Origin of the sequence: Erythrobacter sp. QSSC1-22B (genome assembly GCF_001678665.1) — a bacterium.
Classification (GTDB): Bacteria; Pseudomonadota; Alphaproteobacteria; order Sphingomonadales; family Sphingomonadaceae; genus Qipengyuania.
On record NZ_LZRP01000003.1, the window covers coordinates 166,238 to 189,917 of the forward strand.

Here is a 23,680-nt window from a genome sequence, read left to right on the forward strand (position 1 = left end):
ACTACCTATGCGCCGGTCTGGAGGGTTTCGGATATCCACCGGGCCGGCGCCATGAGAAACGCGAGGCGCACCCAAGACATGCCTTTGTCGTCGGAAGCGCGAAGGAATCCCCTGGCCCTGCGAGTGGCGAGTCGCCGTTTCTCCACTAGCTTTGGCTTTATTCAACCCAGAATTTCCGGAATTGCCGACGGGGATCGGCTTCAACGCGCAAGTCCTTGTCGAAGATGAGCGTCGTTCTTTCGGAAGCCGCGTAAGGCTTCCAGTCGGGGACGTGTTCGTTGTTGGGATCGCCATTGGCGGCAAAGGCCGCCCAGCTCGACGCCATGGCTTTGGCGAGACCATTCGCTGCGGAACTCGAACCGTTGAGTGCGCCGCGGGTATTGTAGAGGCTGGGGGCGACATCGATGCCATGCACAGCACCGAACCGCCCGTCGGCAGCGGGGCTGGGTTCGGTCCAGAGATAGCTCCACACCGCAGCGCCGCCCTGTTTGGCCTTGAGCTCGGCCTGGGCGAAGGCACCTTTGCGGAAGGTCAGATCGGAATCCAGCCGCGCGGCCAGCAGAAAGGGTGCGGCATCGGGGTCCTCGGTGCGATAGGCAGCTACGGCATCCTCCGCCCGTCCGCCGAGCCGCTCGCGCGCGAAATCCAGCAGCTCACCCTCGTCCATGGTGAAATTCCCCATGCGATAGGAACGCTCGTCGAGCACGGATGAAACGATCATCGGCACATCGGCGGACACGGCTGGAGCGTCCGGGTCCCACGGATGGCGGGGCAGGGTGATGCCGTCCACCACTGGCGCGAAACTGCGGGGGGCCTCCCCGAGTGCACGATCGGCTGCCTCGAGTCCGGCCTGAGTTTCCAGCAGGGTGGTCCATGCGACTTGCTGCAGTTTGCGCACGTCTCCGGGCGCGATGTCGAGCGCATCCAGCAGCCGCTTCGCCGTGCTCGAAGCCATTTCGGGGGGCATCATCCTGAGCGCGGAGCCGCTCATCACCCCGGCCCGATGGAACAGTCCCTTGCCGTCCGGCATCGCCATCAGCACGCTGGTCTTCGCCCCGCCGCCCGACTGGCCGTAGACCAGCACGCGGTCGGGATCGCCACCGAAGGACGCAACGTTCTCGCGCACCCAGCCCAGCGCTGCGACGATGTCCTGCATGCCGACGGTCCCCGACGTGGCAAAATCCTCGCCGCCAAATTCGGCAAGATGGAGGAAGCCGAAGGCACCCAGGCGATGATTGATGGCAATCACGACGCTGTCGGAAAAGCGAGCCATCTGCTCACCATCCATGCCAACCGAATTGCCCGACCCGGAATAGAAACCGCCGCCGTGCAGCACGACGATGACCGGTTTCTTCGCGTTCGGGTCGATGGCGGGCGCCCACAGGTTGAGAGACAGATTGTCCTCGCCCATCCCGGAAGGGTTGCGATCGACCATGATCAGATCGGCATAGGTATGCCGCCGATCGCCCGGCAGCTGCGGCGCGACATCGGTCCAGTGCAACGCATCGCGCACTCCGGCCCACGGTTCGACCGACCGGGGGGGCATGAAGCGGTTCGCCCCTGAGGTGTCGGAGGCATAGCTGATCCCGCGGAACACGGCGACGCCGCCGGAATGAAGGCCGCGCAATTTGCCATATGCGGTTTCCACTACCGGAAACATGGTCGCGCCCACGGCGGGTTTCGCCATGGTCATGGCGCCAAGCGCCAGCGCCGAACCCAGTGTCTGTCGACGGGTCATCATCGTGGTATCTCCCTCTTCCTGCGTTTGACACTAGAACAAGTTATTGACCCGTGTTAAGTCTTTTTCGTGTTTGTGGTATGTTCCCTGAGGGCTTGATCGCCTAGGGTGTTACGAACAATTGGAAAATATGGTTCGTGACAAGATGGGCGCACGGATGAGGGGAGAACGAGGATTTGGAGGGTTTCCACATCGACCGCCGCGGCGCGCTGGCTGGTAGCGTAGCGTTGATGACGGCCAGTACAGCCGGAGCGCACCTGCCGACCGTTCGGCGCCTGAAGCCCGCCGCCGATTCGAGTCAGCGAGTGTGGGGCGAGAAAAACCTGCGTGGGTTGATGAACCTGTTTTTGCCGACATTCCGCGAGGACGGGCGAACGCTGGACGAGGAGGCGATCCGCCACGATGTGCGACATGCCATCGCGCAAGGCTTTTCCGGTACGATGCCGATGATCAATTGGACGGTGCCCGGCGATCCAAACTGGCGCGAACTATACCGCATCGTCATCGACGAGGCGGGAAGCGACCTGCCGGTCCACGGCATTCTGGCAGGCCGGGAGGTCGCTTCCGACCTCGCGGTGCTCGGCGCGCTGGAGGATATCGGTGCCAAGCTGGTCCTGCTGGCCTCGACCTACCCGTCCGACAGCAGCGCGGACCAGCTCTACGACCTCATGGCGCAGCGCATCACTTCTACGTCGCTGCCGATCATGCTCTATGCGGCCACCGGGCGGCGAGCCTTCCCGTCGCTTGGCCCGGCAGGCCAACCGCTCGACGTCTACGACCGGATCGGCAATCTCGAGAATGTCGTCGCGGTAAAGATTTCGCAGCCCGTCTCGCTCACATCGACCATGCAGCTTTGCCAGCGCCTCGGAGACCGGCTGTCGATGGGGCCGGTCAATCTCGATTTCCTGCCGCTTCTCGCACGGCATTTCCGGATCGCGTGGAGCGGACAATGGAATGCCGAGGCGGTGCAGACGCCGGAGCAGCAACTTGGCAATCGCTTGCTCGAGGCCTGTGCCGGGGGCGATGCCGCGCAGGTGGATGCGCTCGCTCGTCAGATCGAGCCGGTCCTGTCGCACTTCTTCGGAGTGCAGGCGCCTGTGATCCGCAAGGGTGCGCATCCCTGGCAGCACAATCGCTATTACCAATGGCTAAGCGGTGGAAACGGGGGGCTGCTCCCGCGCGACAGGCATGCACCGGACGGGGCCATACCCGTCTTGGATGCGAAGGCGCGCGCGGGAATGCGCGCTGCCTTTGTCGCGTCCGGTCTGGAGCCTGTCGTGGCCCCGGAAGAACAGTTCGTCGTCGGGCGGTCCGCCTGGGCGCGGGGTGTCCGCGCAAGCGATCTTTCCGATTTGCCATACTACTCTGAAAGCTGATGAGAAGGAGCGTGGACATGTCCATTCGAAATGTGATCGCCGGTGTCGCTGCTGTGACCGCCATGATGGGCCTGTCAGCCTGTGCCACGCTCGATACGCAGGCACCTATCGCGACGAGCGAGACCGCGCCGCGGCTCGAGACGAGCCACGGTCCGGTCGTCGGATCGCGTGAAGGGGCAACGCAAGCGGTGAACGTGTTTCGCGGCGTGCGCTATGCCGCCTCCACCGAAGGTCGCCGCTTTCAGCTTGCCGGCGATCCAGCGGCATGGAGCCAGCCCCTGCCCGCAACGCAATTCGGCAGCGAATGCCCACAGCGCCCGTCGGGCGATGTGCCGGTCTTTCAGTCATGGGCGAATACGGTCGGCACCAGCGAGGACTGCCTGTTCCTCAATGTCTGGACCCGCGGTCTGAACGACGGGAAGAAGCGTCCGATCATGGTCTGGCTCCATGGTGGGGGCTATGTAACGGGTTCCGGATCCAGCAATGGCTACGACGGTTCGCGCCTTGCCGAACGCGGGGATGTGGTGGTCGTGACCATCAACCACCGGCTGAACGGTCTGGGTTATTCCTATCTCGGCGAAATCACCGACGATCCGAAATATGCCGACAGCGGCAATCTGGGCAGCCTCGATATCGTCAAGGCGCTGGAATGGGTGCGCGATCACGCAGAGGAGATCGGCGGCGACGCGGGCAACGTCACGATCTTCGGCGAGAGCGGGGGTGCTGCCAAGGTATCGACGCTGATGGCGATGGAGCAGGCCCGAGGACTTTTCCATCGTGCCATCGCGCAATCGGGCTCGATGTCGCTATCGGGCTTCACACCCCGATTGGCGACGCCGCTTGCCAAGGACCTGATGAAAACGGCGGGCGTGTCGAGCGTCGCGGATCTGGCCGCGATGCCGATCGACGATTTCGTAGTGGCGATGATGAAATCGCGGACGAGGGCGGCCTATTATCGTCCGGTCGTCGACGGCCGATCGCTGACGCGCCAGCCCTATGCGCCCGATGCCAACCCGGTTTCGGCGAACATTCCCCTGCTGGTCGGTACCAACAACAACGAGATGCGCCTGCAGGGCGGGCTCGCAAATCCGGAGAACTTCACGCTTACCTGGGAGCAATTGCCCGCCAAGCTCACGCCCTTTTTGGGCGAGGCCGATGTTAACGCGATCATCGCGGGCATGCGCGCGGCGCATCCCGATTACGATGCCAGCGACGTGTTCTTCCAGGTCGCCACATTCCGCAATTATCGCGCCGCAGCGCTGCGGCAGGCCGAGCGCAAGAGCGCGCAGCAGGCGCCGGTGTACATGTATCGGCTCGACTGGAAGACCCCGGTCGAAGGAGGGCGGCTCGAGACGCCCCACGCGCTCGACATCGCATTCGTGTTCGACAATGTCGCGCGGTCCACCAGCTACACCGGTCCTGAAAGCAGGGAGACCGCACGGATGGCCGATCTGATGGCGGATTCGTGGATCGCCTTTGCCCGCACCGGCAATCCGAACACGCCCGCGCTGCCGCGCTGGCCGACCTACGACACCAAGGACCGCGCGACGATGATCTTCGACATCGATCCCGCTGTCGTGCGCGATCCGGATGGCAGAGAGCGCGAATTGCTCCAGCCTCTTCTGCCGGAAGGTCCCGCTCAAGAATGATCCGTGCTCGGGCGCACCTCGCGTTCACCGACGGGTAGGGGCACCGACGGGTAGGGGCGCCGACGGGTAGGGGTTGCGAGGCGGTCGCCTAGCGGGCGGTGGCCTCGCCGGCTGCAGTAGCGCCCGCGCTCATCTGCATCATTTCGATTTCGTGCCCGTCCGGCGTAAGAACGAAGGCTATTCGCGCAGGGCCGAAACTTATCGTCTCGCCTTTCTGGCGAGCCCCCGCTGCGATCGCGCGGGCAAGATCGGCCTCGAGGGTACGCGTGATCATGCCGACCGGCCCGTACCCATTGCCGTTCTCGAGCCCGCGTTCATCCTTCCACTGAAACAGGACCATGGTGGCCGAGCCCTTCTTGCCGGTCATCATGTGCTCGCGAAATTGGGGCGTATCCACGGTGTCGGCGTGCGTCATGCCGAAGCCATCGACGAAGAAACGCGTAGTACTTTCTATGTCGGACACGGTCAGCTTGAAAAAGGTGAACAGGGCGGGAGATGGATCGGTCATGGCGGGTTCCTTCATGATGTAGGTCGATTTTGGTCGTCAGGCGGGAGGTCGGTAGGAAGCGAGCTCGATAGCCCGCCGTAATGGGGGTTGGAGGCCGCGTTGCAGACCAGGATTTCGACCGGGCCTAGCCGCTCGTTGTTGCGCTCGACCAGATATTTGAGCTGCGCTTTGCCGAAAATGCTGGCGGCAATCTCATCGCAGTCTTCCTGGTTGCGGCTGGAGATTGCAACCTTCTCTCTCTGTGTGCAGCAAGCTGCTGCGCGATTGCCATGCCGATGCCGCGGCTCGAACCGGGGATGATAGCAACCTTACCGGTCAGATCGAATAGCGACATGGTGTTCTTTAAATCTGCGCCTTTTGCGCGAAGGCCCAGGCCTGTCTGGCAAGAGGCACGATGCGCGATGTGGCCGCTTCGGCATTGGCGCTCGACGCGTTGCCGTCCAGCGTGCGTTTCTTGATGCCCTGGATAATGCCGACCAGGCGGAACAGATTGTAGGCGAAAAACCAGTTGAGATCGGGGACGCTGTCACGCCCCGTGGCCGCGCAATAGCGCTCGGTCGCTTCTTCCAGTGTAGGGATGCCCAGAGCGGGCAGGTCCAGCCCGCCCAGTTGCGCACCGCGCTCGCCATGCGGCATGGCCCAGTTCATCGCCAGATAGGCGAAATCGGCCAGCGGATCGCCCAACGTCGAGAGTTCCCAGTCGATGATGGCGAGGATTTGGGGGCCATCCGGGGCGTAGATCAGATTGTCGATGCGATAATCGCCATGGATGATCGATGTACGGTCCTGCTGGGGCAGGGTTTCAGGCAACCACTCTATCAGCCGCTCTATCTCGGGGATGTCGTCCGTCTGCGCCGCGCGATACTGCTTGGTCCAGCGGCCTACCTGCCGCACGAAGTAATTGCCGGGCGCGCCGAAATCGCCAAGCCCGACAGCCTGGGGGTCGACCGCGTGGAGCGCGGCAAGCGCATCGATCGCCGCATCGTATATCGCGCGCCGTTCGGTGGGGGCGCAATCCGGAAGGGCTCCGTTCCAGAAGGTGCGCCCCGCGACCATTTTCATCAGATAGAATGGCGACCCGATGACATCCGGATCCTCGCACAGGGCCAGCGGGGCGGCGACGGGAACCGGGGTTCCATGAAGCGCATCGATGAGGCGATATTCCCGTTCCACCGCATGGGCGGAAGGGAGCAAACTGCCAAACGGTTTTCGGCGCAGGACCATCGCGCCGGCGGCGGTCTCGATGCGGTACGTCGGATTGGACTGGCCGCCGGTGAATTTTGCGATCCGTTCGATCCGTTCAGACCTGCCCAGCGCCCCGTCGATCCAGCTTTGTAGCGCGGCAGCGTCGAGATCGGAGTGGATTGGCTCGTCAGTCATCCGTTCGTGAGCCCCTGCAGGTTATCCAGCGTTTCGCCTTGCGGTCTCATCAGGCTTTCCTGACTGGCAGTGGCGACCATTCGTCCGGCCTGGTCATAGAAATGCCCGCGATTGAGGCCACGGGCATGACCGGCCCATGGGCTCTCGGTGGCGAACAGATGCCAGTCATCGAAATTGGGCGTCTCGTGAAACCAGATCGCATGGTCGAGCGAGGCCGCCTGCACCTTGCTGCTGCCCGGGCGGATGGAATGCGGCAACATGGCATTGCGCAGGAACATCATGTCCGAGGCATAGGCCAGAAGCGCGCGCTGGAGCAGCGGATCGCGCCCGGCGGGATCGCGCATACGCATCCACACGCCGGTCTTTGGCTCACGCGCACTCGTACCGAACAAGGAACCCGGATCGAGCGGGACGATCTCGATCGGGCGGTTCTGCAGCCGGTCGATGATCGGCGAATCGCCCGCGTGTGCGTTGCGCTCTTGCCAACTGCAAAGGTTCTGCAGCGCCGCGTCGACGTTCAATTCGAAAGGAGCCGCACTCGCATGGGCGAACCCGATTTCCGGCGATTGGAAAGACGCGATCATGGAGAAGATGATCGTCTCACCCTGAACGCCCTCCACCCGGCGTGTGGCGAAGCTGCGCCCTTCGGAAAGCGTCGTAACTTTATATTGGACCGGGACCGCGCTCGATCCCGCCCTCAGGAAATAGGAATGGAGGGAATGGGGGAGGCGACCATCGCGTTCTTCGGCGCCAGCGGCCAGCAAGGCTTGCGCGACGGCCTGCCCGCCAAACAGCCGCGGCCCCATCGCAGGCCCCGGCTCGCCTTCGTATTCTTCCACATCGATAGGCTTGACCGCGAGTATCGCCGGTAGGTCGATTATCGTCCCTCTCCCTTTTCATTTCCATACTCGATATTCGAACGATTGGCACATTTCAAGCGCGGCTTGACGGCTATCTGCGCACATTTGCCCATAGAACAGAGCCCTTCTGAAATGGATTGACGGCCTAACAAATAGTATGGAATAAGCGTGGCGAGAATTCAGGAGAGCATGATGACCTACACCAAAGGCCGCGTCGTGAACGACGCTGACGCACACACGATGGAGACGCAGGACTGGCTCGCCCCCTATCTGGAGGGCGAGTACAAGGAGATGTATTCCGAAGTGTATTCCAAGCGCGAAGGCGGCGAACGGATCGTCAAGATGATCGACGCCGCAAAGGCTCGTAAAGCCGATCCGGAAGCGCGCGCCAAGGCGCTCGAAAACCCGATCGAGGGTGCGAAGGGTTGGCTCGGCTACGGCGGTTTCGACAAGGACGAGCGGGTCGAAGCGCTCGACTGGCTGGGATTCAGCAGCCAGCTGGTGTTCCCGACCTTCGGTCTCGGCGCGATCAGCAAGGCGGCGGATGACGACCAGCGGTATGCCGCCGCCACGGCGCTCAACAAGGCGCAACAGGATTTCTGCAACGCCGATCCGCGTCTGGACTGCGTGGCTTTCGCTCCGCTCGACGATGCGGACCGCGCGCTCGCCGAAGCGCAGAGGGCGGTTGCCGCAGGGGCCATGGCGGTGATGATCAGCGCCGGACCCGCTGGTGACAAGAGCCCCGGCCACCCCGATCTGGATCCGTTCTGGAAGTTCCTCGAGGAGACCCAAATCCCGTTCATGCTACACATCGGACCGGGTACGAAGACCCAGCCAGCGAAGTTCAAGAACAACGGCCGCGAACGCTCGTCCGATCTGCATGGTGGTGGCGAGAACCTGCGTTTCCCGGACTTTCTGTGCCTATGGTACGCGCCGCAGGAATTCCTGACTGCGATGGTCTATGACGGCGTCTTCCAGCGGTTTCCCGACCTGCGTGGCGGGGTCATCGAAAGCGGCGCGGGATGGGTCCCGGAATTCCTCCGCATGCTGGATCATGGTTGGTATTCGTTCAGCAGGACGGACCAGTATCTCAAGGCGATGGACCTCAAGCCATCCGAATATATCAAGCGCGCCGTGCGCTTTACGCCTTTCCCGAACGAGGATGTGGGGCGCATGATCCGGGATAGCGCGCCTGAGCTGTACCTGTTTTCCAGCGACTATCCGCACCCGGAAGGGAGTAAGGACCCGTTTGGCAAATTCGAGGCCTCGCTCGAGGCGTTCGACGAGGATGTGAAGGACATGTTCTACCGGTCGAACTACGATCACATGATGTATCGCCCCGGCGAGTCCATGGCCGAGGCAGCCGAGTAGATCGTAAAATCTGACGCTATCGGAGGGGAGCATCGCGAGATGATCCCCTTCGTGCGTCAACTCCGTGAGGTCCCGCCCTCGAAGCGCATCAGTTCAACGATGGGATCGATCGACGGCGCGTCGTCGAGTTCGTCGCACAGCGTGACCAGCCTATCGGCCGTTGGCATGCCGAGCACCGGCTCGACGAGTTCGCGAGCCTTTTCTTCGACTTCGCGTTTGGAGAGGGGGTGGGTCGGGAAGCCGGGCACATAGGCCACAAAGCGCTCCCGTTCGGTGCCATCGGCGAGCCGGACGGTTACCCGTGCACTTTCGGTACGGTCCTCGCCTTCACCGGTCTCCTGCGCCTCGTCTCGAACCACGGTCACTCTGCGCGCAAATTCCTTCGCCCGTTCGTCGGTTTTCTGCCGCTCGAGCGATTGCGCGTCGACGAAGTCGAGCCTCCCGTCGAGCATGATGATCGCCGCTAGGTAGGGGATGTTTAGCGCGGGCATGTTGGCGCGCTCGAAGGTCGCCGCCTCGCCGGGCATGTCGACTACGATCGCCTCGACCTGCTCGGGCCGGATCGTGCTGCGCAGGTCGAGCAAGGCGCGCACCGCCGGTTGCGTGGGGCCGCCGACTGGGTAGCGCTTCATCGCCGCGAGCGAGAGCTCGTAGTGTTGGTGGAGTCCCTCGACCAGCGAGGCATGGTTTTTGCCTTCGCCCTGAAAGGCGCGCCAGCGAAACCAGGCGTTTTCGTTGTCGAAGCTGTCCGACACCCCGGTGAAGCCGAGCCGCGCCATAGTTGCAGCCTGCATTCCGTTGCGCGCACCCATGCCGCCGAAAACAAAGGCCTTTTCTATATGCCGCACGTCCAGCAACCATTGCCACGATCCCGAGGCCTGCTGCGCACAATAGGCGAGCATGTGGTCGACCTGCTCGGCGGTCAGCCCCATCATGGCCGCACTGGCTGCCGCAGCACCGAAAGTCGGCGCGATGCCGTGATTGGCCAGCCCGGCGAGATACAAATTTCGCGTTCCGATGGCCTTGGGAAGCCGACCGGCAATCTCGTACCCTGCCGTAACCGCACCGACGAACTCGGAGCCCGTGCGCCCGTTCGTGCGCGCCGCTTCGATCGCCACCGGCACGATCGCGGGGCCGGGTTGAACGTAGGCCGAGGGGATGAAATCGTTGATCTCCGCCGCATGGGCCGTCATCGCCGAAGCGAACACGGCATCGACCGGCGATGCGGTTTGCCGCGAACCGAGGATATCGCTGCCGCCACCCGGGGACATCGCCGCAGCATAGGCGCGCCCGAGTTCGGCAGCCTCCAGCGAACTGCAGGCGATGATCGAAGCCAGGGTGTCGAGGATGTGCAAGCGTGCGCGCTCGCGGATTCCGGCTGGAATGCTGTGGCTGGCAGCGCCCGCAATATACGCGGTCAGAGCGGGGGTGATTTCGCGCCACTCGCCATCCGCCGCGCCTTCGACACGGGATCCCGAATTTGACTGCGCCAAGGCGAGTGAGCCGTGCGTCGCGGCTAGCGCCGCAGTCGCATACCCGGTCTTCATTACGCCACGTCTTGTCATTTTAACCCTCATCCCGATCCTCTCCAATCGTTTCGCGGGCAGCTTTGACGGAAGCCCTGTTGACGGTCAAACCAATAAGCTTAAAGGGACTGGTCGATACGGCGTTTCGGGCTTGTCAGAGTGGCATAGGCGCTACAGACCCATAGGATGGACAGCTTGGGAAACGATCGGGATCGGGCGCAGCAGGTGCTGACTGCAACCCAGGCGCTGATGCTGGAAACCCGCTCCCTCAGCATGTCGCTCAATGACATCGCAGACCGCATCGGCGTGAGCCGGAGCCTGCTCTATGTTTACTATGACGGCGTCCCGGCGATTTTGGACGCGATCTTCTTGTCGCACCTCGAACGTCTCGACGAAGTGGTCCGGCCGATGGGCGACGCGGGCCGGTCGTTTGCGAGCCGCGCGGTCGCGACGTACACCGCGTATCTCGGATATCTGATCGAGACAGGCCCGGTCCTGCTGTTGATCCTGCGTGAGCGGCATCAGGATAGTCCACTGGGTGCCGAGAGCCAGTTGCGCTTTCGCCGTTTGTTGCGTTTTTTGGCAAGCCAGGCCGCGCGTGCGCTGGATCTCGCTCCTCGAGAATCGTTTGTATGGCTGGAACTGACGTCGGCCATTCCCGAGGCGCTTGCCCGAATGGTGCAGAGCCAGGACATCGATCGCGAAACAGCGGAAGCTACCTGCCGGCGTCTTGTCCAGGCGTCACTTGAATCTTTCGCGTTGGCAGAAGCGGGCTAGCCTGGTTCGCCTGCGGCGACCGCCTCGTCGCTGTCGACGCCCCCCATCACGATGGTGAGGCATATCTCCTCGACCAGGCGGAAGGGGGCGCGACGGCTTGCAACGATTCCCCCGGCTTTGAGCGATACGGCAGTGAGCGCGACGGTCGAGGCGCGGGCGCTGGCCATATCCATGCCACCACGGGCGACCAATTGCCTGAGGATGGGTGCCCTGGCTACTTCGCCCCTCTCGGCTCGTTCATCCTTCAGGGCCTCGCGCACTTCTGGAGAGCGCAGCAGCATCTGAAGCAGCGGTCCGCGCGATGCGGCCTCGTGCAGATAGCTGATCGTCGAAAGCATCACGCGCGTACGATGGCTTGAGCCGCGCGCGATGCGTTTGCGCCGGTGGCTTTCCTGCGCCTTGATTTCGCGCCTGGCCAGCGCAACGAGCAAATCGGTTCGGCCGCCAAAGCAGTTATGCGCCTGCGTCTCGCTGATGCCCGCCCGCTGCGCCACTTCGCGCACGGTTACTGCCGACACCCCGTCCGCCAGAGCGACTCTGCTGGCTGCGTCCATCAGCTGCTCTTTCCTCTGCGCGGCCGACATCCGGGTGCGGCTGCCGGGCGATTGCCGCGGTTGTCGCGGGCCCAACGCCAAAGACTCGCTCAGGCCGATGGGCGCCGCCGGCAGGATGGGGCGCTGGCTCCGCGCATCCCGGTTGCGCGTCCAATGCGAGCGGGGCGGGCGTGGAATATTCAGCCGGTCGCAAATCTTGGCGAGGCCGTTGCCGGTCAGCCCATACCGAGAGGCGATCGCACCCATCGGCTCTGACCAGATTTGGTCGAACAATTGGGAGCGCGTGATCTCCATGGGTCCGAAGATAGGCGTTCGACGGGGCGCTTGTCCACCAGAATGGCCTGTTACCGACAAGCGAACCGAGATCATACCGCATATTCGAAACGCCATATTGTTAGATCGTAAATAACGCGCTACGGAGGAGTCGGAGTTAAAGGGAGAGGGATATGACGGGGGACGCCAAGGCGCTCTTGGGCGCACTGACTTTTGCGGTGTGGCCCCCATTCGCTGCACAGGCGCAGATGCCTGGGGCGATTGATCCGGTCCACGTTCAAACAGCCGCCGGCACCTTGCAGGGTTCCCGCGAGAATACCGTAATTGTATTTCGAGGCGTGCCTTATGCGGCGGCTCCTGTCGGTGAGAGCCGCTGGCGTTCCCCTCAGCCTGTGAAGCCGTGGCAAGGTGTCAGGGCCGCCACGGCCCACGAGCCTGCCTGCACGCAGCCGGTCGATCTGGATACCACCGTGGCGAATTTCGGCGGCGTGAACGGAGCGCAGTCGGAAGACTGCCTCTATCTGACCATCACCGCACCCGAAGGAGCGGCCGATGCACCCGTGCTCGTCTGGTTTCATGGCGGGGCGTTCTTCCTCGGAGCGGGCAGTCTGGGATCCTATGATGGGACGGCCAACGCGCGGCAGGGCGTTATCACTGTCAGTGTAAATTACCGGCTCGGCGCGATGGCGAACCTGGTGCATCCCGCGCTGGAATCAGATAGCCTGGATCAACCACAGGGAAACTACGCTCTTCAGGACAGTGTCGCGGTGCTCGAATGGGTGCGTGACAATATCGCCAATTTCGGTGGCGATTCCGGAGCGGTGACCGTGGCCGGCCAATCCGCAGGCGGAGGCATCGTGACCAACCTGCTTTCGCTGCCCTCGGCACAGGGGCTCTTTCACAAGGCCATCGTGCAATCCGGAAGTCTGCTGCTGCCGGACCGCCCCAAGGCGGATGCCGAGAAAATGGCGATAGAAGCGCTGTCGACCATTGGCGTCGACGGAGGGGCTACGGCCGATGGGTTGCGCAGCATCTCATCGCAGACCTTTGCCGCATCCGAAGCGTTGCGGGCCGGTTTCTTCTTTAACCACGACCAAGCTTTCAAGCCGGTGTCCACGATCGATGCGCTGAAGGCAGGGACGGAAGTCGATGTGCCCTTGCTGGTGGGTTCCAACAAGGGGGAGGGGGGCTTTCGCGCTGCGCGGACCTTCGCTGGCCTTGCAGGAGACGAAGGTGCGCCTGCCTTTCTCTATCGCTTCGACCACACCCCCGCATTACGCGCGGCGGAATGGCGCAGCGGGCCGATCCACTCGGCCGAACTCATGTTTACATTCGACTCCATCGACCAGTCCAGTTTCGGCGGGCCAAAAGCCGACAGTGACGATCGCGACCTCGCCGAGAAGGTGAATGGTTGTTGGGTCGCCTTTGTGAAAATGCCCGCGAATGCCCGCAACTTCGAATGCGCGGGAGGCTTCGATTGGCAGCCCTACAAGCCCGGTGGATCGGCTGTGCTGATCGAGGCGAACGGCCTGCGCGCGGTTCCGGCGGATGCGATGCCTGACGGTCCGGAGAAGACCGCAAGCTGAACTCTAAAAAGAGAGAAAAAAGAGAGAGGGAAGAGGAATGAATAGGAAAACACGCTATCTGCTTGGGGGTGCACTCACCTTCCCGGCGCTCGCGCTGTCGACGGCTTCTCAGGCCCAGACCGCACCGTCCGCGGACGAGGGCAACCAGCCCGTACTTGCAGAGCAAGTGGAATCGGATCCCGACAGGACGATCGTCGTTACCGGTTCCTATATCAGAGGGCAGCGCGAAGACGGCGCTCAGCCGGTAGACGTGTTCGGCCAGGAAGAGCTGGAATCACGTGGCCTCGACAGCCCGCTCGAGTTCATCAAAAGCTTGCCATCCGTGGGCCCGGTGCTTGGTGATTCCAATCAGTATGGCGCGGGCGGAAGTCAGGGCGTCGGATCGATCAACCTGCGTAGCCTAGGGCGCGAACGCACCCTCGTGCTGTTCAACGGTCGCCGCTTCGCGACCGAACCGGGGGATGGCGCTGCCGATACCAACCTCATCCCGCTCTTCGCCCTCGACCGGATCGAGGTGCTCAAGGACGGCGCAGCATCCACCTATGGCTCGGACGCCATCGCAGGTGTTGCCAATTTCGTGACCCGCAGGGACTTCGAAGGCTTCGAAGTCACCGGCGATTACGAGTTCATTGATGGCTCCGACGACAATTACCGCCTGAGTGGCTTGGCAGGTTTCAACTTCGGCGCGGCCAATCTGATGATCGGTGCCGGCTGGGAGCACCGTTCGGAACTGCCGACGACCGAGCGATCCTTCACGCAGGTTCCCTATGCGGACAATCCGACCGGCTGGTCCTTCCTGTCCAACCCGGGGTTGTACGCACCGGTCGGGGTAATTCCCGGTGTCGGTGCAACCACACTGGGCCTTGCGGTCGATGGTAACCAGCTAGACGCCTGCGAATCGTTGGGCGGGATCGATGGAGTTTTTCCGCGAGGAACCGCCTCTCCACTGCCGGTGTGTCGGTACAGTTATATCCCCTTCGTCAACCTGATCGAAGAGGAGGATCGCTATCAGGTCTATGCCCAGCTCACCGCCGATCTGTCAGATGACCTGCGATTTACCGCAGAAGCCCTCTATTCGCATACAGAGCTGAAAGATCTGGGCTATTCGCCGAGCTATCCGCCGACGCAGGGACCGAGGGGACCCGGCAGCGCGAGCGCGTTCACGGTCCCGGCGAGCAATCCGGGCTATGCGGATTTCCTGCGCCAGTCATTCGCGCCGGGCACTCCTCCGCGTCTTTTCAGGCCGGTGCTTGCGTCGATCGTCCTGGCTCGGCCGTTCGCGCTTGGAGGCAATCCGCTGGACCCGCGTGGGGCGGGCACTGGTCAGGCCATCAACGATGCGTGGCGTGTGTCGGCGGGCTTCGATTACGACATCACATCCAATCTGAGCCTGCAGACCTTCGGCACCTATATTCGCAGTGCCCGCACGGCCTATTCGTTCGATATCGTCGGCGACCGTTTGCAACGTGCGCTCAACGGCTTCGGGGGCGACGGCTGCACTGGCCCCACGCCCGGCGCAGATGGCTGTCTCTATTTTAACCCGTTCATCAATTCCTCGCCCGGGAATGCGGCGCTCGGCCTCTCCAATCCGGCTTACGTGCCGGGCAACGAGAACGGGCAGCAGGTGATCGACTACATCCGCCAGAAGAATGGCACCAACGCCGTGGAAGAGCAGTACATCGCCGATCTGGTGTTCAGCGGCCAGACCACGATGTTCGGCCGCCAACTGGGCTACGCGTTTGGCGGCCAATTGCGCAAAACCGACTTCGCGACGGATCCGATTAACCGATTCAGTGATCCTGAGGCGTACCCATGCGCCATCGATGGAGACCGTTCGTGCCTCGATGATCCGTTCGACAACAACTTCCCGGTCGGCGCTTTCACGTTTCTGGGACAGTACCCGCGCGCTCGGCTGTCCCAGAGCGTCTACGCCGTTTTTGCCGAAGCGCAGTTCGAACCCTTCGACGGCTTCGAACTGACCGGTGCGGTGCGTTACGAAGATTATGGCGGGCAGGTAGGATCGACCATCAATCCCAAACTGTCGGCTCGTTTCGAGGTCACCGATTTCCTCGCTCTGCGGGGCTCGATCGGCGACACGTTCCGAGGACCTCTGCCCGCCGACCTCGGCAGGGGGGGCAGCGCGGTGGCGGGGATCGACGTCCTCGGTGGCAATTACAAAGCGACGGACACGTTGGGTAACTCGGCTCTCGCGCCGGAGACAGCGTTGACCTACAATTTTGGCGCCATTGTCGAATTTGGCGGTCTGACCGCCAGCGTCGATTATTGGACCTACAAGTTCGAGGGTCGCTTTACCGACTTGCCGGTTCAGGCCATTGCAGCCTTGGTGGCACCAAATGGCGCGGACGGCACCCAGGCTGTTGATTGTTCCAGCCCGTTCGCATCCTTCGTGGTGTTTGCCGGCGGTGTCTGCACCCAGGGGACGACGATAGGCAACGACATCAGCCGTATCCAGACCCAGACGGTGAACGGTCCGGATGTTACCACGAGCGGGCTGGACTTCAGCCTGAACTACCGCGCCGATCTGGGGCGGGTCAGGCTCGCAGTAGGGGCCAACGCCACCCACACTCTGAAATACGAGTTCAGCGATTTCGAGTTCAATGGGCTGCTGTTCAGCCCGGGATATGATGCCGCTGGCCTTACCAACTACGATCGCGCGCCAGGCACGATCTCGAAATGGCGGGCGAGCGGCTATGCCAACCTGCAGTTCGAACCGGTCAGCGTGACCTGGTCGACCACGTTTATCGGCGGTGTCGACGACAATCGATGCGAGGGTCTGGAATTCTGCACGGCAACACCGGAATTCGGCGGTACGAACTTCGGTCGGCGCGTGGGATCCTTCATCACGCATGATTTGCTCGGGTCAATCGACCTCGCTTTGGGGGGGCTCGCTGTCGAGCTTCGGGCCGGAATTGAAAACGTCTTCGACACCGAACCGTCGGCGGCGCGTCTCGAATACAGCTACGATCCGTTTATTGGCACCGCCAAGGGACGAACCTTCAAGCTGGGTACCAAGCTTCGCTTCTGACCTCTTCCAGGAGCGCATTCCTTAAAGGGGCGGCCGGTCGTAGTGCCGTCCGCCCCTCTTTTTTCTCAATCCACCCACCGGAGGGCAAACGATGAAGAAAGCACGCGTTACGAAAACTCTGGCTGCAGCACTGATGATTCAGGCCGCCGTTTCGGTCGTCGCACAGGAACCCGCTACGCCCGTCGTCGAAACCGACAAGGGCTCGGTGCAAGGTCTCGAACAGAACGGTATCGAAGCCTTTCTTGGCATTCCCTATGCGGCGGCACCGCTTGGCGACCTGCGCTTCCAGCCACCCCGACAGCATGCAGCGTGGAACGGGGTGGCCGATGCCACCGGCCACGGCGCGCCGTGCATGCAATTGTATTCGGCCAGCGGTTCGACCGCGACCGAGATGACGCGGCAGATCCAGGGTATCTTCCCGACCTCGACCGAAGCCAAGCTCGACAACGAGGACTGCCTGTTCCTCAATGTCTGGACTCCCGCTGCGGGCGATGGCGGCAAGCGGCCGGTGATGGTCTGGTTCCACGGCGGCGGCTACGACTACGGATCGGGAAACTGGCCCGCCTACAACGGCCGCAATCTGGCGTCCAAGGGCGACGTGGTCGTGGTCACGGTCAACCACCGCCTTAACACCTTCGGCTACCTCAATCTTGCCGATCGCTTCGGCGAGGCATTCGCGTCGTCGGGCAATGTCGGCAATCTCGATCTGGTTCGCTCGCTCGAATGGGTGCGTGACAATATCGCTGCCTTCGGCGGCGATCCGGACAATGTCACGATCATGGGCGAATCCGGCGGCGGGTCCAAGGTCAGCCATTTGATGGCGATGCCGTCGGCCGACGGATTGTTCGACAAGGCCGTGATCCAGTCCGGCCCAAGTGTGTACAGCGGCAAGCCAGCCGAAGCGGCGGATTACGCTGGCAGGATCCTTGACGAGGCCGGTGTCGAGACATTGGAGGATTTGCGCGCTGTCCGAAGCGACGTGTTTGTCGAGGCGGTTCGCAAACTGAGCTCGGGCGAGACCGCGACGGAGCGTGGCCCGCAATTCGGACCGATCGCGGATGGCACGATCATGCCGCGCGATCCCTTTCTGCCCAGTGCGCCCGAACAGTCCCGCGACATTCCCGTGCTGATCGGCTATAACAAGGACGAGATGACGCTGTTCGTCGCAGCGCAGCCGTGGTTCGGGCGACTGACCGAGGGCACGCTTGCAGCGATGACCGGCGCCATGGGCGAGCAGGCGGTCGCCGCAGTCGCGGCCTATCGCGAGAAGTACCCGGACTATTCGCCGACGCATCTGGCGAGCATCGCCATGGGAACGCGCTTCGTCCGCGGCACCTATCTGCTCGCCGATCAGCAGAGCCGCACCGCGACTGCGCCGGTCTATGTGTATCGCCTGACGTGGGAAACGCCGATCGGCGGGGGCATGCTGCGGACGCCGCACACGCTCGACATCCCGCTGATGTTCAACAATGCAAAGGAAAGCGCGGCGCTCGTTGGATTGGGTCCGGATCCGGAGCGGATGGCTGCGATGATGAGCGATGCCTGGATCGCCTTCGCCAGGACGGGTTCGCCATCCAGCGAGCTGTTGCCCGAATGGGAACCCTACACCACGCAGACGCGCAACGTCATGGAGCTGAACCTCGACCCAAGGCTAGTGGACGATCCCGAAGCCGCGATCCGCACGCTACCAGCGGATTGACGAGGATCGTATTCGAAAAAATCAGGGGCCGCCATTGCGGGCGGCCCCTGCAGATGCTTGAACCGGCAGCCTAGTCGAAGGCGTTGCCGGCCCCGGCCTTGGTCCGCAGGTAGTCACTTACCGGCAGATCGTGCTTCTCGAGCCCGGAAATCACCGTGCCTAGGCCAACTTCCTGCGCCCAGAACATCGGACCTCCGGTATGCAGCGGCCAGCCGTATCCGTTGATCCACACGACATCGATGTCGCTGGCGCGCTGCGCCATCCCTTCATCGAGGATCTTCGCGCCTTCGTTCACCATGGGATAGAGGAGGCGTTCTTGGATCTCCTCTTTGGAGATCTCGCGCTGTTCGTTGCCGGCGCTCTCGGCGAAATCCGCGATGATATGCTTCACCTCGTCCGATGGCGTACGCTGGCGCGCCTCGTCGTAGTCGTAGAAGCCCTTGCCCGCCTTCTGGCCGAAGCGTCCCGCCGCGCACAGCGCCTCGCGCACGGTCGTGACCTTCGAAGGATCGCGATGCCAGCCGATGTCGAGCCCGGCCAGATCGCCCATCTGGAACGGCCCCATCGGGAAGCCGAAATCCAGCAGGACGTCGTCGACGTCCCAGTGATTGGCGCCTTCCATAATCAGCTTGTTGGCCTGTTCCTGACGCTTGGACAGCATGCGGTTGCCGATGAAACCCGGGCAAACCCCCGACACTGCGGCGACCTTGCCGATCTTCTTCGCCAGCTTCATGGAGGAGGCGAGCACGTCGTCGCGGGTTTTTTCGCCGCGCACGATTTCGAGCAGCTTCATGACGTTTGCCGGCGAGAAGAAGTGCAGCCCCACCACATAGCCGGGACGCCTCGTCGATGCGGCGATTTCGTCGATGTCGAGATAGCTGGTGTTCGACGCCAGGATCGCGCCGGGCTTCACTACCTCGTCGAGCTTCCCGAAGACCTGTTTTTTGACATCCATGTTTTCGAAAACCGCCTCGATCACGAGGTCGCAATCGGCCAGGTCGTCATACTCCAGAGTGGGCGTGAGCAGGCCCATCGCCTGCTCGACCTGTTCGGCGGTCATCCGGCCACGCTTCGCGGTGTTCTCGTAGTTCTTGCGCATCACCCCGGTGCCGCGATCCAGCGCTTCCTGTTTCATTTCCAGGATCGTGACCGGAATTCCGGCGGAAAGGAAGTTCATCGCGATCCCGCCGCCCATCGTGCCCGCGCCGATGATGCCGACCCTGTTGATCGCAATTAGCGGCGTGTCTTTGGGCACATCGTCGATCTTGTTGGCGGCGCGCTCGGCGAAGAAATAGTGCCGCATCGCTTTGGATTGCGAACCGGTCATGAGCTTGCCGAACAGTTCGCGTTCTTTCGATACACCGTCTGCGTAGGAGCTTTCGCCCGCTGCCTTGACCGCTTCGATCGCCGCGTTGGGAGCATCGAATCCGCGCATCTTGCGGCCGTACTTGGCGCGGAAATCGTCGAAGATGGCCGGGTTCTTGACCCCGTCCTGATTTGCTGTTCCTTCGCTGCTGCGCCGGACCGGCTTGCCGACCATGGATCTGGCAAAGGCGATTGCATCGGCTTCCAGTGTGTCCTCGCCCACGACCGCGTCGAGCAGGCCGATGGCCTTGGCGGCTTTGGCGGAGATGGGGTCGCCGATAGCCACGAGCGGAAGAGCGGCTTGTGCCCCGACCAGCCGGGGAAGGCGCTGCGTACCCGCAGCGCCGGGGATCAGGCCGAGCTTGACCTCGGGCAGGCCGATCTTCGCGCTTGGTACGGCGACCCGATAGTGACACGCCAGCGCCACTTCGCACCCGCCGCCCAGCGCGGTGCCGTGAATCGCCGCGACAACCGGCTTGTCGCTGGCTTCCAGCTTATCGAGCGCCTCGGGGAGGTTTGGACCCTGAGGTTTCTTGCCGAATTCGGTGATGTCGGCGCCTGCGAAGAAAGTGCGCCCGTCGCAACGAACCACGATGGCTTCTACGGAATCGTCCGCCAATGCCTCGGCGATACCATCCGCAAGCCCCTCGCGGACGGCCTGGCCCAGCGCGTTGACCGGGGGGTTGTCGGATATGATGACCAGAACATTGTCGTGGCGCTCGGTGCGGATTGGGGATGTCATGGGCGTGTACTCCTTTGCATGTCGCGGTGTCTGATATTGTTTCTGTGGCTTCGTGGAGCGCCCTTTGCCCCTCTGTTCAACGCTTCGATACGACCATACCTCAGATTTATAATCTTAAGGCAGTTGCATCGCATACAGAGCGAAAACTCTCATACCTTAATTTTAGACAATACGTCGCGACCCTTGCTTTGCCAAGCCTTGCGTGGCTAACTCCGGCTCGAAGCCGACTGCGAGTCGGTGCAATTGTGAAGGATTGTCCGAAATGCGTGATGCCGTCATCGTTTCCACTGCCCGTACCCCGCTTGCCAAATCGATCCGCGGCGCCTTCAACGCGACCCACCCGGTAAAACTCGGAGCCTTGAGCGTGGAGGCTGCTATCGCGCGTGCGAGCCTTGATGGCGGGGAGGTCGAGGACGTCGTGATCGGTGCCGCCAGCCAGGGCGGGGCGCAGGGTTTCAACATGGGCCGCCAGATCGCGCTGCGTGCAGGACTACCGGTCGATGTCGCCGGGATGACCATCGACCGCCAGTGTTCGAGTGGGCTGATGGCCATCGCGACGGCGGCAAAGCAGATCATCGTCGATCGCATGGACATCTGCGTCGCTGGCGGGATCGAATCGATCACCGCGATCCGGAACAACACCGGCAAGCCTGCGCGCGACGAAGAACTCCTCAAGATGCACCCCGACATCTTCATGCCGATGATCGGCACCGCAGAAGTGGTCGCCAAGCGATACGGCATCAGCCGCGAGGATCAGGATGCCTACGCGCTGCAGTCGCAACAGCGCACTGCTGCGGCGCAGGAGTCCGGCAAGTTTGCGGACGAAATCGTCGAAGTGACCACTGTGATGGACGTCAAGAACCGCGAGACCGGTGAGGTATCACAGCAGGATGTCACCATCGCGATGGACGACTGCAACCGGCCCAATACGACTGCGGAAGGGCTCGCCAAACTCGACCCGGTGATGGGCGAAGGGCACACGATCACCGCCGGCAATGCCAGCCAGCTGGCCGATGGGTCCGCTGCCAGCGTGCTGATGGAGGCGGAGGTCGCCAAAGCGCGCGGATTGACGCCGATGGGACGTTATGTCGGCATGGCGGTCGCGGGGACCAAGCCCGACGAGATGGGCATCGGTCCGGTCTTCGCGATCCCGAAGCTGCTTGAGCGGTTCGGGTTGAAGGTCGACGACATCGGGTTGTGGGAATTGAACGAAGCCTTTGCGGTGCAAGTGCTCTACTGCCGGGACAGGCTCGGCATTCCGGACGACAGGCTCAACGTCAACGGCGGCTCGATCTCCATCGGCCATCCCTTCGGCATGACGGGTGCCCGCTGCGTCGGGCACGCGCTTATCGAAGGCAAGCGGCGCGGCGCGAGATACGTCGTCGTAACGATGTGTGTCGGCGGTGGTATGGGCGCGGCCGGCCTGTTCGAGGTGCTATGATGGCGACTGCGAGCAAACAGCAAGACCTCGCCTCGGCCATCGGCTGGGTTCCGCCCGCGAGCTGGCCCGCGCGCAGCCGCGCGGAATGCAAGGCCATCCTTACCGCGCCTGGCATGCGGTTCGAGATGGAAGAGATCGACATCCGCGGCGTGACCGTCCGCACCTGGAAGAACGCTCCGCCGAATTTGCGCGCCATCGCGCTGCTCGGCCAATCGCACGGCGCGCGCGAGTTCGTGATCTACGAAGACGAGCGCATGACCTACGACGCCTGGTTTCGCGCGGTCGCGGCGCTGGCGCATGAATTTCAGGCGCGCGGCGTTAAGAAAGGTGACCGCGTCGCGCTGGCCATGCGCAATCTGCCCGAATGGCCGGTGGTCTTCTTCGCCGCCGTGACGATCGGAGCGATCTGCGTGCCGCTCAACGCCTGGTGGACGAGCGACGAGCTGGCTTACGGCCTCGCCGATTCCGGAACCAAGCTTTTGGTGTGCGACGAGGAGCGATGGGAACGCGTCGCGTCCCATCGCGGCGAATTTGCCAATGTCGAAACCGTACTGGTCACCCGCGCGGAACTCGCGCTCGCCGGTGCCGAGACGCTGGAGTCGATCATCGGCACGCCCGCGCAGTACGCGGATCTGCCCGCTGCGACGCTGCCTCATGTCGAGATCCGTCCGGAAGACGATGCCACGATTTTTTACACCAGCGGCACCACCGGCAAGCCCAAGGGCGCGCTGGGCACGCATCGCAATTTGTGCACCAACATCCTGTCGAGCGGCTACAACGCTGCCTGCGCAGTGCTTCGCCGGGGCGAGGAATTGCCTTTGCCGCAGCCCAAGAAAGGCCTCACGGTCATTCCGCTGTTCCATGTGACCGCCTGTTCTGCCGGATTGATGGGGAACCTCGCCGCGGGGAACACCATGGTCTTCATGTACAAATGGGACCCGGTCGAGGCCTTCAAGATCATCGAGCGTGAGAAGGTGTCTTCCACGGGCGGTGTACCGACCATCGCCTGGCAACTGCTCGAACATCCGGAACGCAAGAATTACGATCTCTCGAGCATCGAGGCGATCGGCTATGGCGGCGCGCCCGCCGCGCCCGAACTCGTGCGCAAGATCCGCGAAGTGTTCGGCGCGTTGCCGGGCAATGGCTGGGGCATGACCGAGACGATGGCGACGGTGACCGGGCATTCGTCCGAAGACTATCTCAACCGTCCCGACAGCTGCGGCCCACCGGTGGCCGTCGCCGACCTCAAGATCATGAGCGAGGATGGAGCGCGCACGCTCGAAGTCGGCGAAATCGGCGAATTGTGGGCACGTGGGCCGATGGTTGTGAAGGGGTACTGGAACAATCCCGAAGCCACCGATGAAACCTTCGTCGATGGGTGGGTGCGGACCGGTGACCTCGCCCGTCTGGACGAGGAAGGCTGGTGTTATATCGCCGACCGCGCGAAGGACATGATCATCCGCGGTGGGGAAAACATCTATTCCTCGGAAGTCGAGAACGCGCTTTACGACCATCCCGCGGTGACCGACGCGGCGCTGATCGGCCTGCCGCACCGGCAATTGGGTGAAGAACCAGCCGCGATCGTCCATCTCGCGCCCGGGATGCAGGCGAGCGAGGCGGAGCTGCAGGATTGGGTCGCGCAGCGGCTGGCGAAGTTCAAGGTGCCGGTGAAAATCGCTTTCTATCCGGAAACCCTGCCGCGCAACGCCAACGGAAAGATATTGAAGAAAGAGCTGGCGCGTTTTTTCTGAGCGAAGGCCGCCGGTCGCTCACGATTCGCGCGCGCTCA

Annotated in this window: 16 protein-coding genes; 9 read left to right on the forward strand and 7 right to left on the reverse strand. The window is 62.8% G+C overall.

The genetic code is table 11. The features are described 5' to 3' along the window. Positions 1-157: 157 nt before the first annotated feature. Complete coding sequence (locus A9995_RS06790; protein WP_067610671.1) at positions 158-1,741, reverse strand: carboxylesterase/lipase family protein; 1,584 nt, start codon at positions 1,739-1,741, stop codon at positions 158-160. Between the two features lie 227 nt (positions 1,742-1,968). On the opposite strand from A9995_RS06790, the gene A9995_RS06795 reads away from it, so the two are divergent. Continuing rightward, entirely contained in the window at positions 1,969-3,114 is a 1,146-nt protein-coding gene (locus A9995_RS06795; RefSeq protein WP_067610673.1) for a dihydrodipicolinate synthase family protein, read from the forward strand. 17 nt (positions 3,115-3,131) lie between these two features. Beyond that, positions 3,132-4,763, forward strand: a complete 1,632-nt coding sequence (locus A9995_RS06800) for a carboxylesterase/lipase family protein (RefSeq protein WP_067611028.1) — start codon at positions 3,132-3,134, stop codon at positions 4,761-4,763. An 88-nt stretch (positions 4,764-4,851) separates the two neighbouring features. Here A9995_RS06800 and A9995_RS06805 read toward each other — a convergent pair whose 3' ends face one another. The 3 genes from A9995_RS06805 to A9995_RS06815 form a co-directional block, all read right to left on the reverse strand. Then, positions 4,852-5,286 carry a VOC family protein gene (locus A9995_RS06805; protein ID WP_233998118.1) on the reverse strand — a complete coding sequence of 145 codons (435 nt, stop codon included), beginning with the start codon at positions 5,284-5,286 and terminating at the stop codon, positions 4,852-4,854. A 327-nt stretch (positions 5,287-5,613) separates the two neighbouring features. After that, positions 5,614-6,651 carry a phosphotransferase family protein gene (locus A9995_RS06810; protein ID WP_067610675.1) on the reverse strand — a complete coding sequence of 346 codons (1,038 nt, stop codon included), beginning with the start codon at positions 6,649-6,651 and terminating at the stop codon, positions 5,614-5,616. After that, on the reverse strand, positions 6,648-7,490 hold the full coding sequence (locus A9995_RS06815) for an acyl-CoA thioesterase II (protein WP_233998119.1): 843 nt from the start codon (positions 7,488-7,490) through the stop codon (positions 6,648-6,650). Before A9995_RS06815 ends, A9995_RS06810 begins: the two co-directional genes overlap by 4 nt. Before the next feature lie 213 nt (positions 7,491-7,703). Here A9995_RS06815 and A9995_RS06820 point away from each other — a divergent pair, with 213 nt between their 5' ends. After that, a complete protein-coding gene (locus A9995_RS06820) occupies positions 7,704-8,882 on the forward strand; it encodes an amidohydrolase family protein (RefSeq protein ID WP_067611032.1) in 1,179 nt (392 codons plus the stop codon). A 56-nt stretch (positions 8,883-8,938) separates the two neighbouring features. Here A9995_RS06820 and A9995_RS06825 read toward each other — a convergent pair whose 3' ends face one another. Next, positions 8,939-10,429 carry an MmgE/PrpD family protein gene (locus A9995_RS06825; RefSeq protein WP_233998120.1) on the reverse strand — a complete coding sequence of 497 codons (1,491 nt, stop codon included), beginning with the start codon at positions 10,427-10,429 and terminating at the stop codon, positions 8,939-8,941. A 165-nt stretch (positions 10,430-10,594) separates the two neighbouring features. On the opposite strand from A9995_RS06825, the gene A9995_RS06830 reads away from it, so the two are divergent. Beyond that, complete coding sequence (locus A9995_RS06830) at positions 10,595-11,185, forward strand: TetR/AcrR family transcriptional regulator (RefSeq protein WP_067610681.1); 591 nt, start codon at positions 10,595-10,597, stop codon at positions 11,183-11,185. Here A9995_RS06830 and A9995_RS06835 read toward each other — a convergent pair. Next, positions 11,182-12,033 carry a TetR/AcrR family transcriptional regulator gene (locus A9995_RS06835; protein WP_067610683.1) on the reverse strand — a complete coding sequence of 284 codons (852 nt, stop codon included), beginning with the start codon at positions 12,031-12,033 and terminating at the stop codon, positions 11,182-11,184. The two genes, A9995_RS06830 and A9995_RS06835, sit on opposite strands and share 4 nt — an antisense overlap. A gap of 152 nt (positions 12,034-12,185) precedes the next feature. Here A9995_RS06835 and A9995_RS06840 point away from each other — a divergent pair, with 152 nt between their 5' ends. From A9995_RS06840 to A9995_RS06850, 3 genes are all read left to right on the forward strand, one after another. Then, entirely contained in the window at positions 12,186-13,598 is a 1,413-nt protein-coding gene (locus tag A9995_RS06840; protein ID WP_233998121.1) for a carboxylesterase/lipase family protein, read from the forward strand. A 37-nt stretch (positions 13,599-13,635) separates the two neighbouring features. Beyond that, on the forward strand, positions 13,636-16,644 hold the full coding sequence (locus tag A9995_RS06845; protein ID WP_067610685.1) for a TonB-dependent receptor domain-containing protein: 3,009 nt from the start codon (positions 13,636-13,638) through the stop codon (positions 16,642-16,644). A 91-nt stretch (positions 16,645-16,735) separates the two neighbouring features. After that, positions 16,736-18,343 (forward strand): carboxylesterase/lipase family protein, encoded by a 1,608-nt coding sequence (locus A9995_RS06850; RefSeq protein WP_082992537.1) that lies wholly within the window; start codon positions 16,736-16,738, stop codon positions 18,341-18,343. Positions 18,344-18,413: 70 nt separating this feature from the next. Here the strand turns inward: A9995_RS06850 and A9995_RS06855 are convergent, their stop codons facing one another. Next, positions 18,414-20,450: a 3-hydroxyacyl-CoA dehydrogenase NAD-binding domain-containing protein gene (locus tag A9995_RS06855; RefSeq protein ID WP_067610689.1), complete on the reverse strand. Its 2,037-nt coding sequence runs from the start codon at positions 20,448-20,450 to the stop codon at positions 18,414-18,416. Positions 20,451-20,712: 262 nt separating this feature from the next. Between A9995_RS06855 and A9995_RS06860 the strand changes: the two genes are divergently transcribed. Both A9995_RS06860 and A9995_RS06865 read left to right on the forward strand, forming a co-directional pair. After that, a complete protein-coding gene (locus A9995_RS06860) occupies positions 20,713-21,891 on the forward strand; it encodes an acetyl-CoA C-acyltransferase (RefSeq protein WP_067610691.1) in 1,179 nt (392 codons plus the stop codon). Continuing rightward, positions 21,891-23,642, forward strand: coding sequence for a class I adenylate-forming enzyme family protein (locus A9995_RS06865; protein WP_067611036.1), 1,752 nt, complete (start codon positions 21,891-21,893; stop codon positions 23,640-23,642). Before A9995_RS06860 ends, A9995_RS06865 begins: the two co-directional genes overlap by 1 nt. Positions 23,643-23,680: the final 38 nt, after the last annotated feature.

Coding starts and splice junctions, on each gene's coding strand:
- A9995_RS06790 (WP_067610671.1), bottom strand. CDS start 1,741: ATGATGACCCGTCGACAGACACTGGGTTCGGCGCTGGCGCTTGGCGCC.
- A9995_RS06795 (WP_067610673.1), top strand. CDS start 1,969: ATGACGGCCAGTACAGCCGGAGCGCACCTGCCGACCGTTCGGCGCCTG.
- A9995_RS06800 (WP_067611028.1), top strand. CDS start 3,132: ATGTCCATTCGAAATGTGATCGCCGGTGTCGCTGCTGTGACCGCCATG.
- A9995_RS06805 (WP_233998118.1), bottom strand. CDS start 5,286: ATGAAGGAACCCGCCATGACCGATCCATCTCCCGCCCTGTTCACCTTT.
- A9995_RS06810 (WP_067610675.1), bottom strand. CDS start 6,651: ATGACTGACGAGCCAATCCACTCCGATCTCGACGCTGCCGCGCTACAA.
- A9995_RS06820 (WP_067611032.1), top strand. CDS start 7,704: ATGACCTACACCAAAGGCCGCGTCGTGAACGACGCTGACGCACACACG.
- A9995_RS06825 (WP_233998120.1), bottom strand. CDS start 10,429: ATGAAGACCGGGTATGCGACTGCGGCGCTAGCCGCGACGCACGGCTCA.
- A9995_RS06830 (WP_067610681.1), top strand. CDS start 10,595: ATGGACAGCTTGGGAAACGATCGGGATCGGGCGCAGCAGGTGCTGACT.
- A9995_RS06835 (WP_067610683.1), bottom strand. CDS start 12,033: ATGGAGATCACGCGCTCCCAATTGTTCGACCAAATCTGGTCAGAGCCG.
- A9995_RS06840 (WP_233998121.1), top strand. CDS start 12,186: ATGACGGGGGACGCCAAGGCGCTCTTGGGCGCACTGACTTTTGCGGTG.
- A9995_RS06845 (WP_067610685.1), top strand. CDS start 13,636: ATGAATAGGAAAACACGCTATCTGCTTGGGGGTGCACTCACCTTCCCG.
- A9995_RS06850 (WP_082992537.1), top strand. CDS start 16,736: ATGAAGAAAGCACGCGTTACGAAAACTCTGGCTGCAGCACTGATGATT.
- A9995_RS06855 (WP_067610689.1), bottom strand. CDS start 20,450: ATGACATCCCCAATCCGCACCGAGCGCCACGACAATGTTCTGGTCATC.
- A9995_RS06860 (WP_067610691.1), top strand. CDS start 20,713: ATGCGTGATGCCGTCATCGTTTCCACTGCCCGTACCCCGCTTGCCAAA.
- A9995_RS06865 (WP_067611036.1), top strand. CDS start 21,891: ATGGCGACTGCGAGCAAACAGCAAGACCTCGCCTCGGCCATCGGCTGG.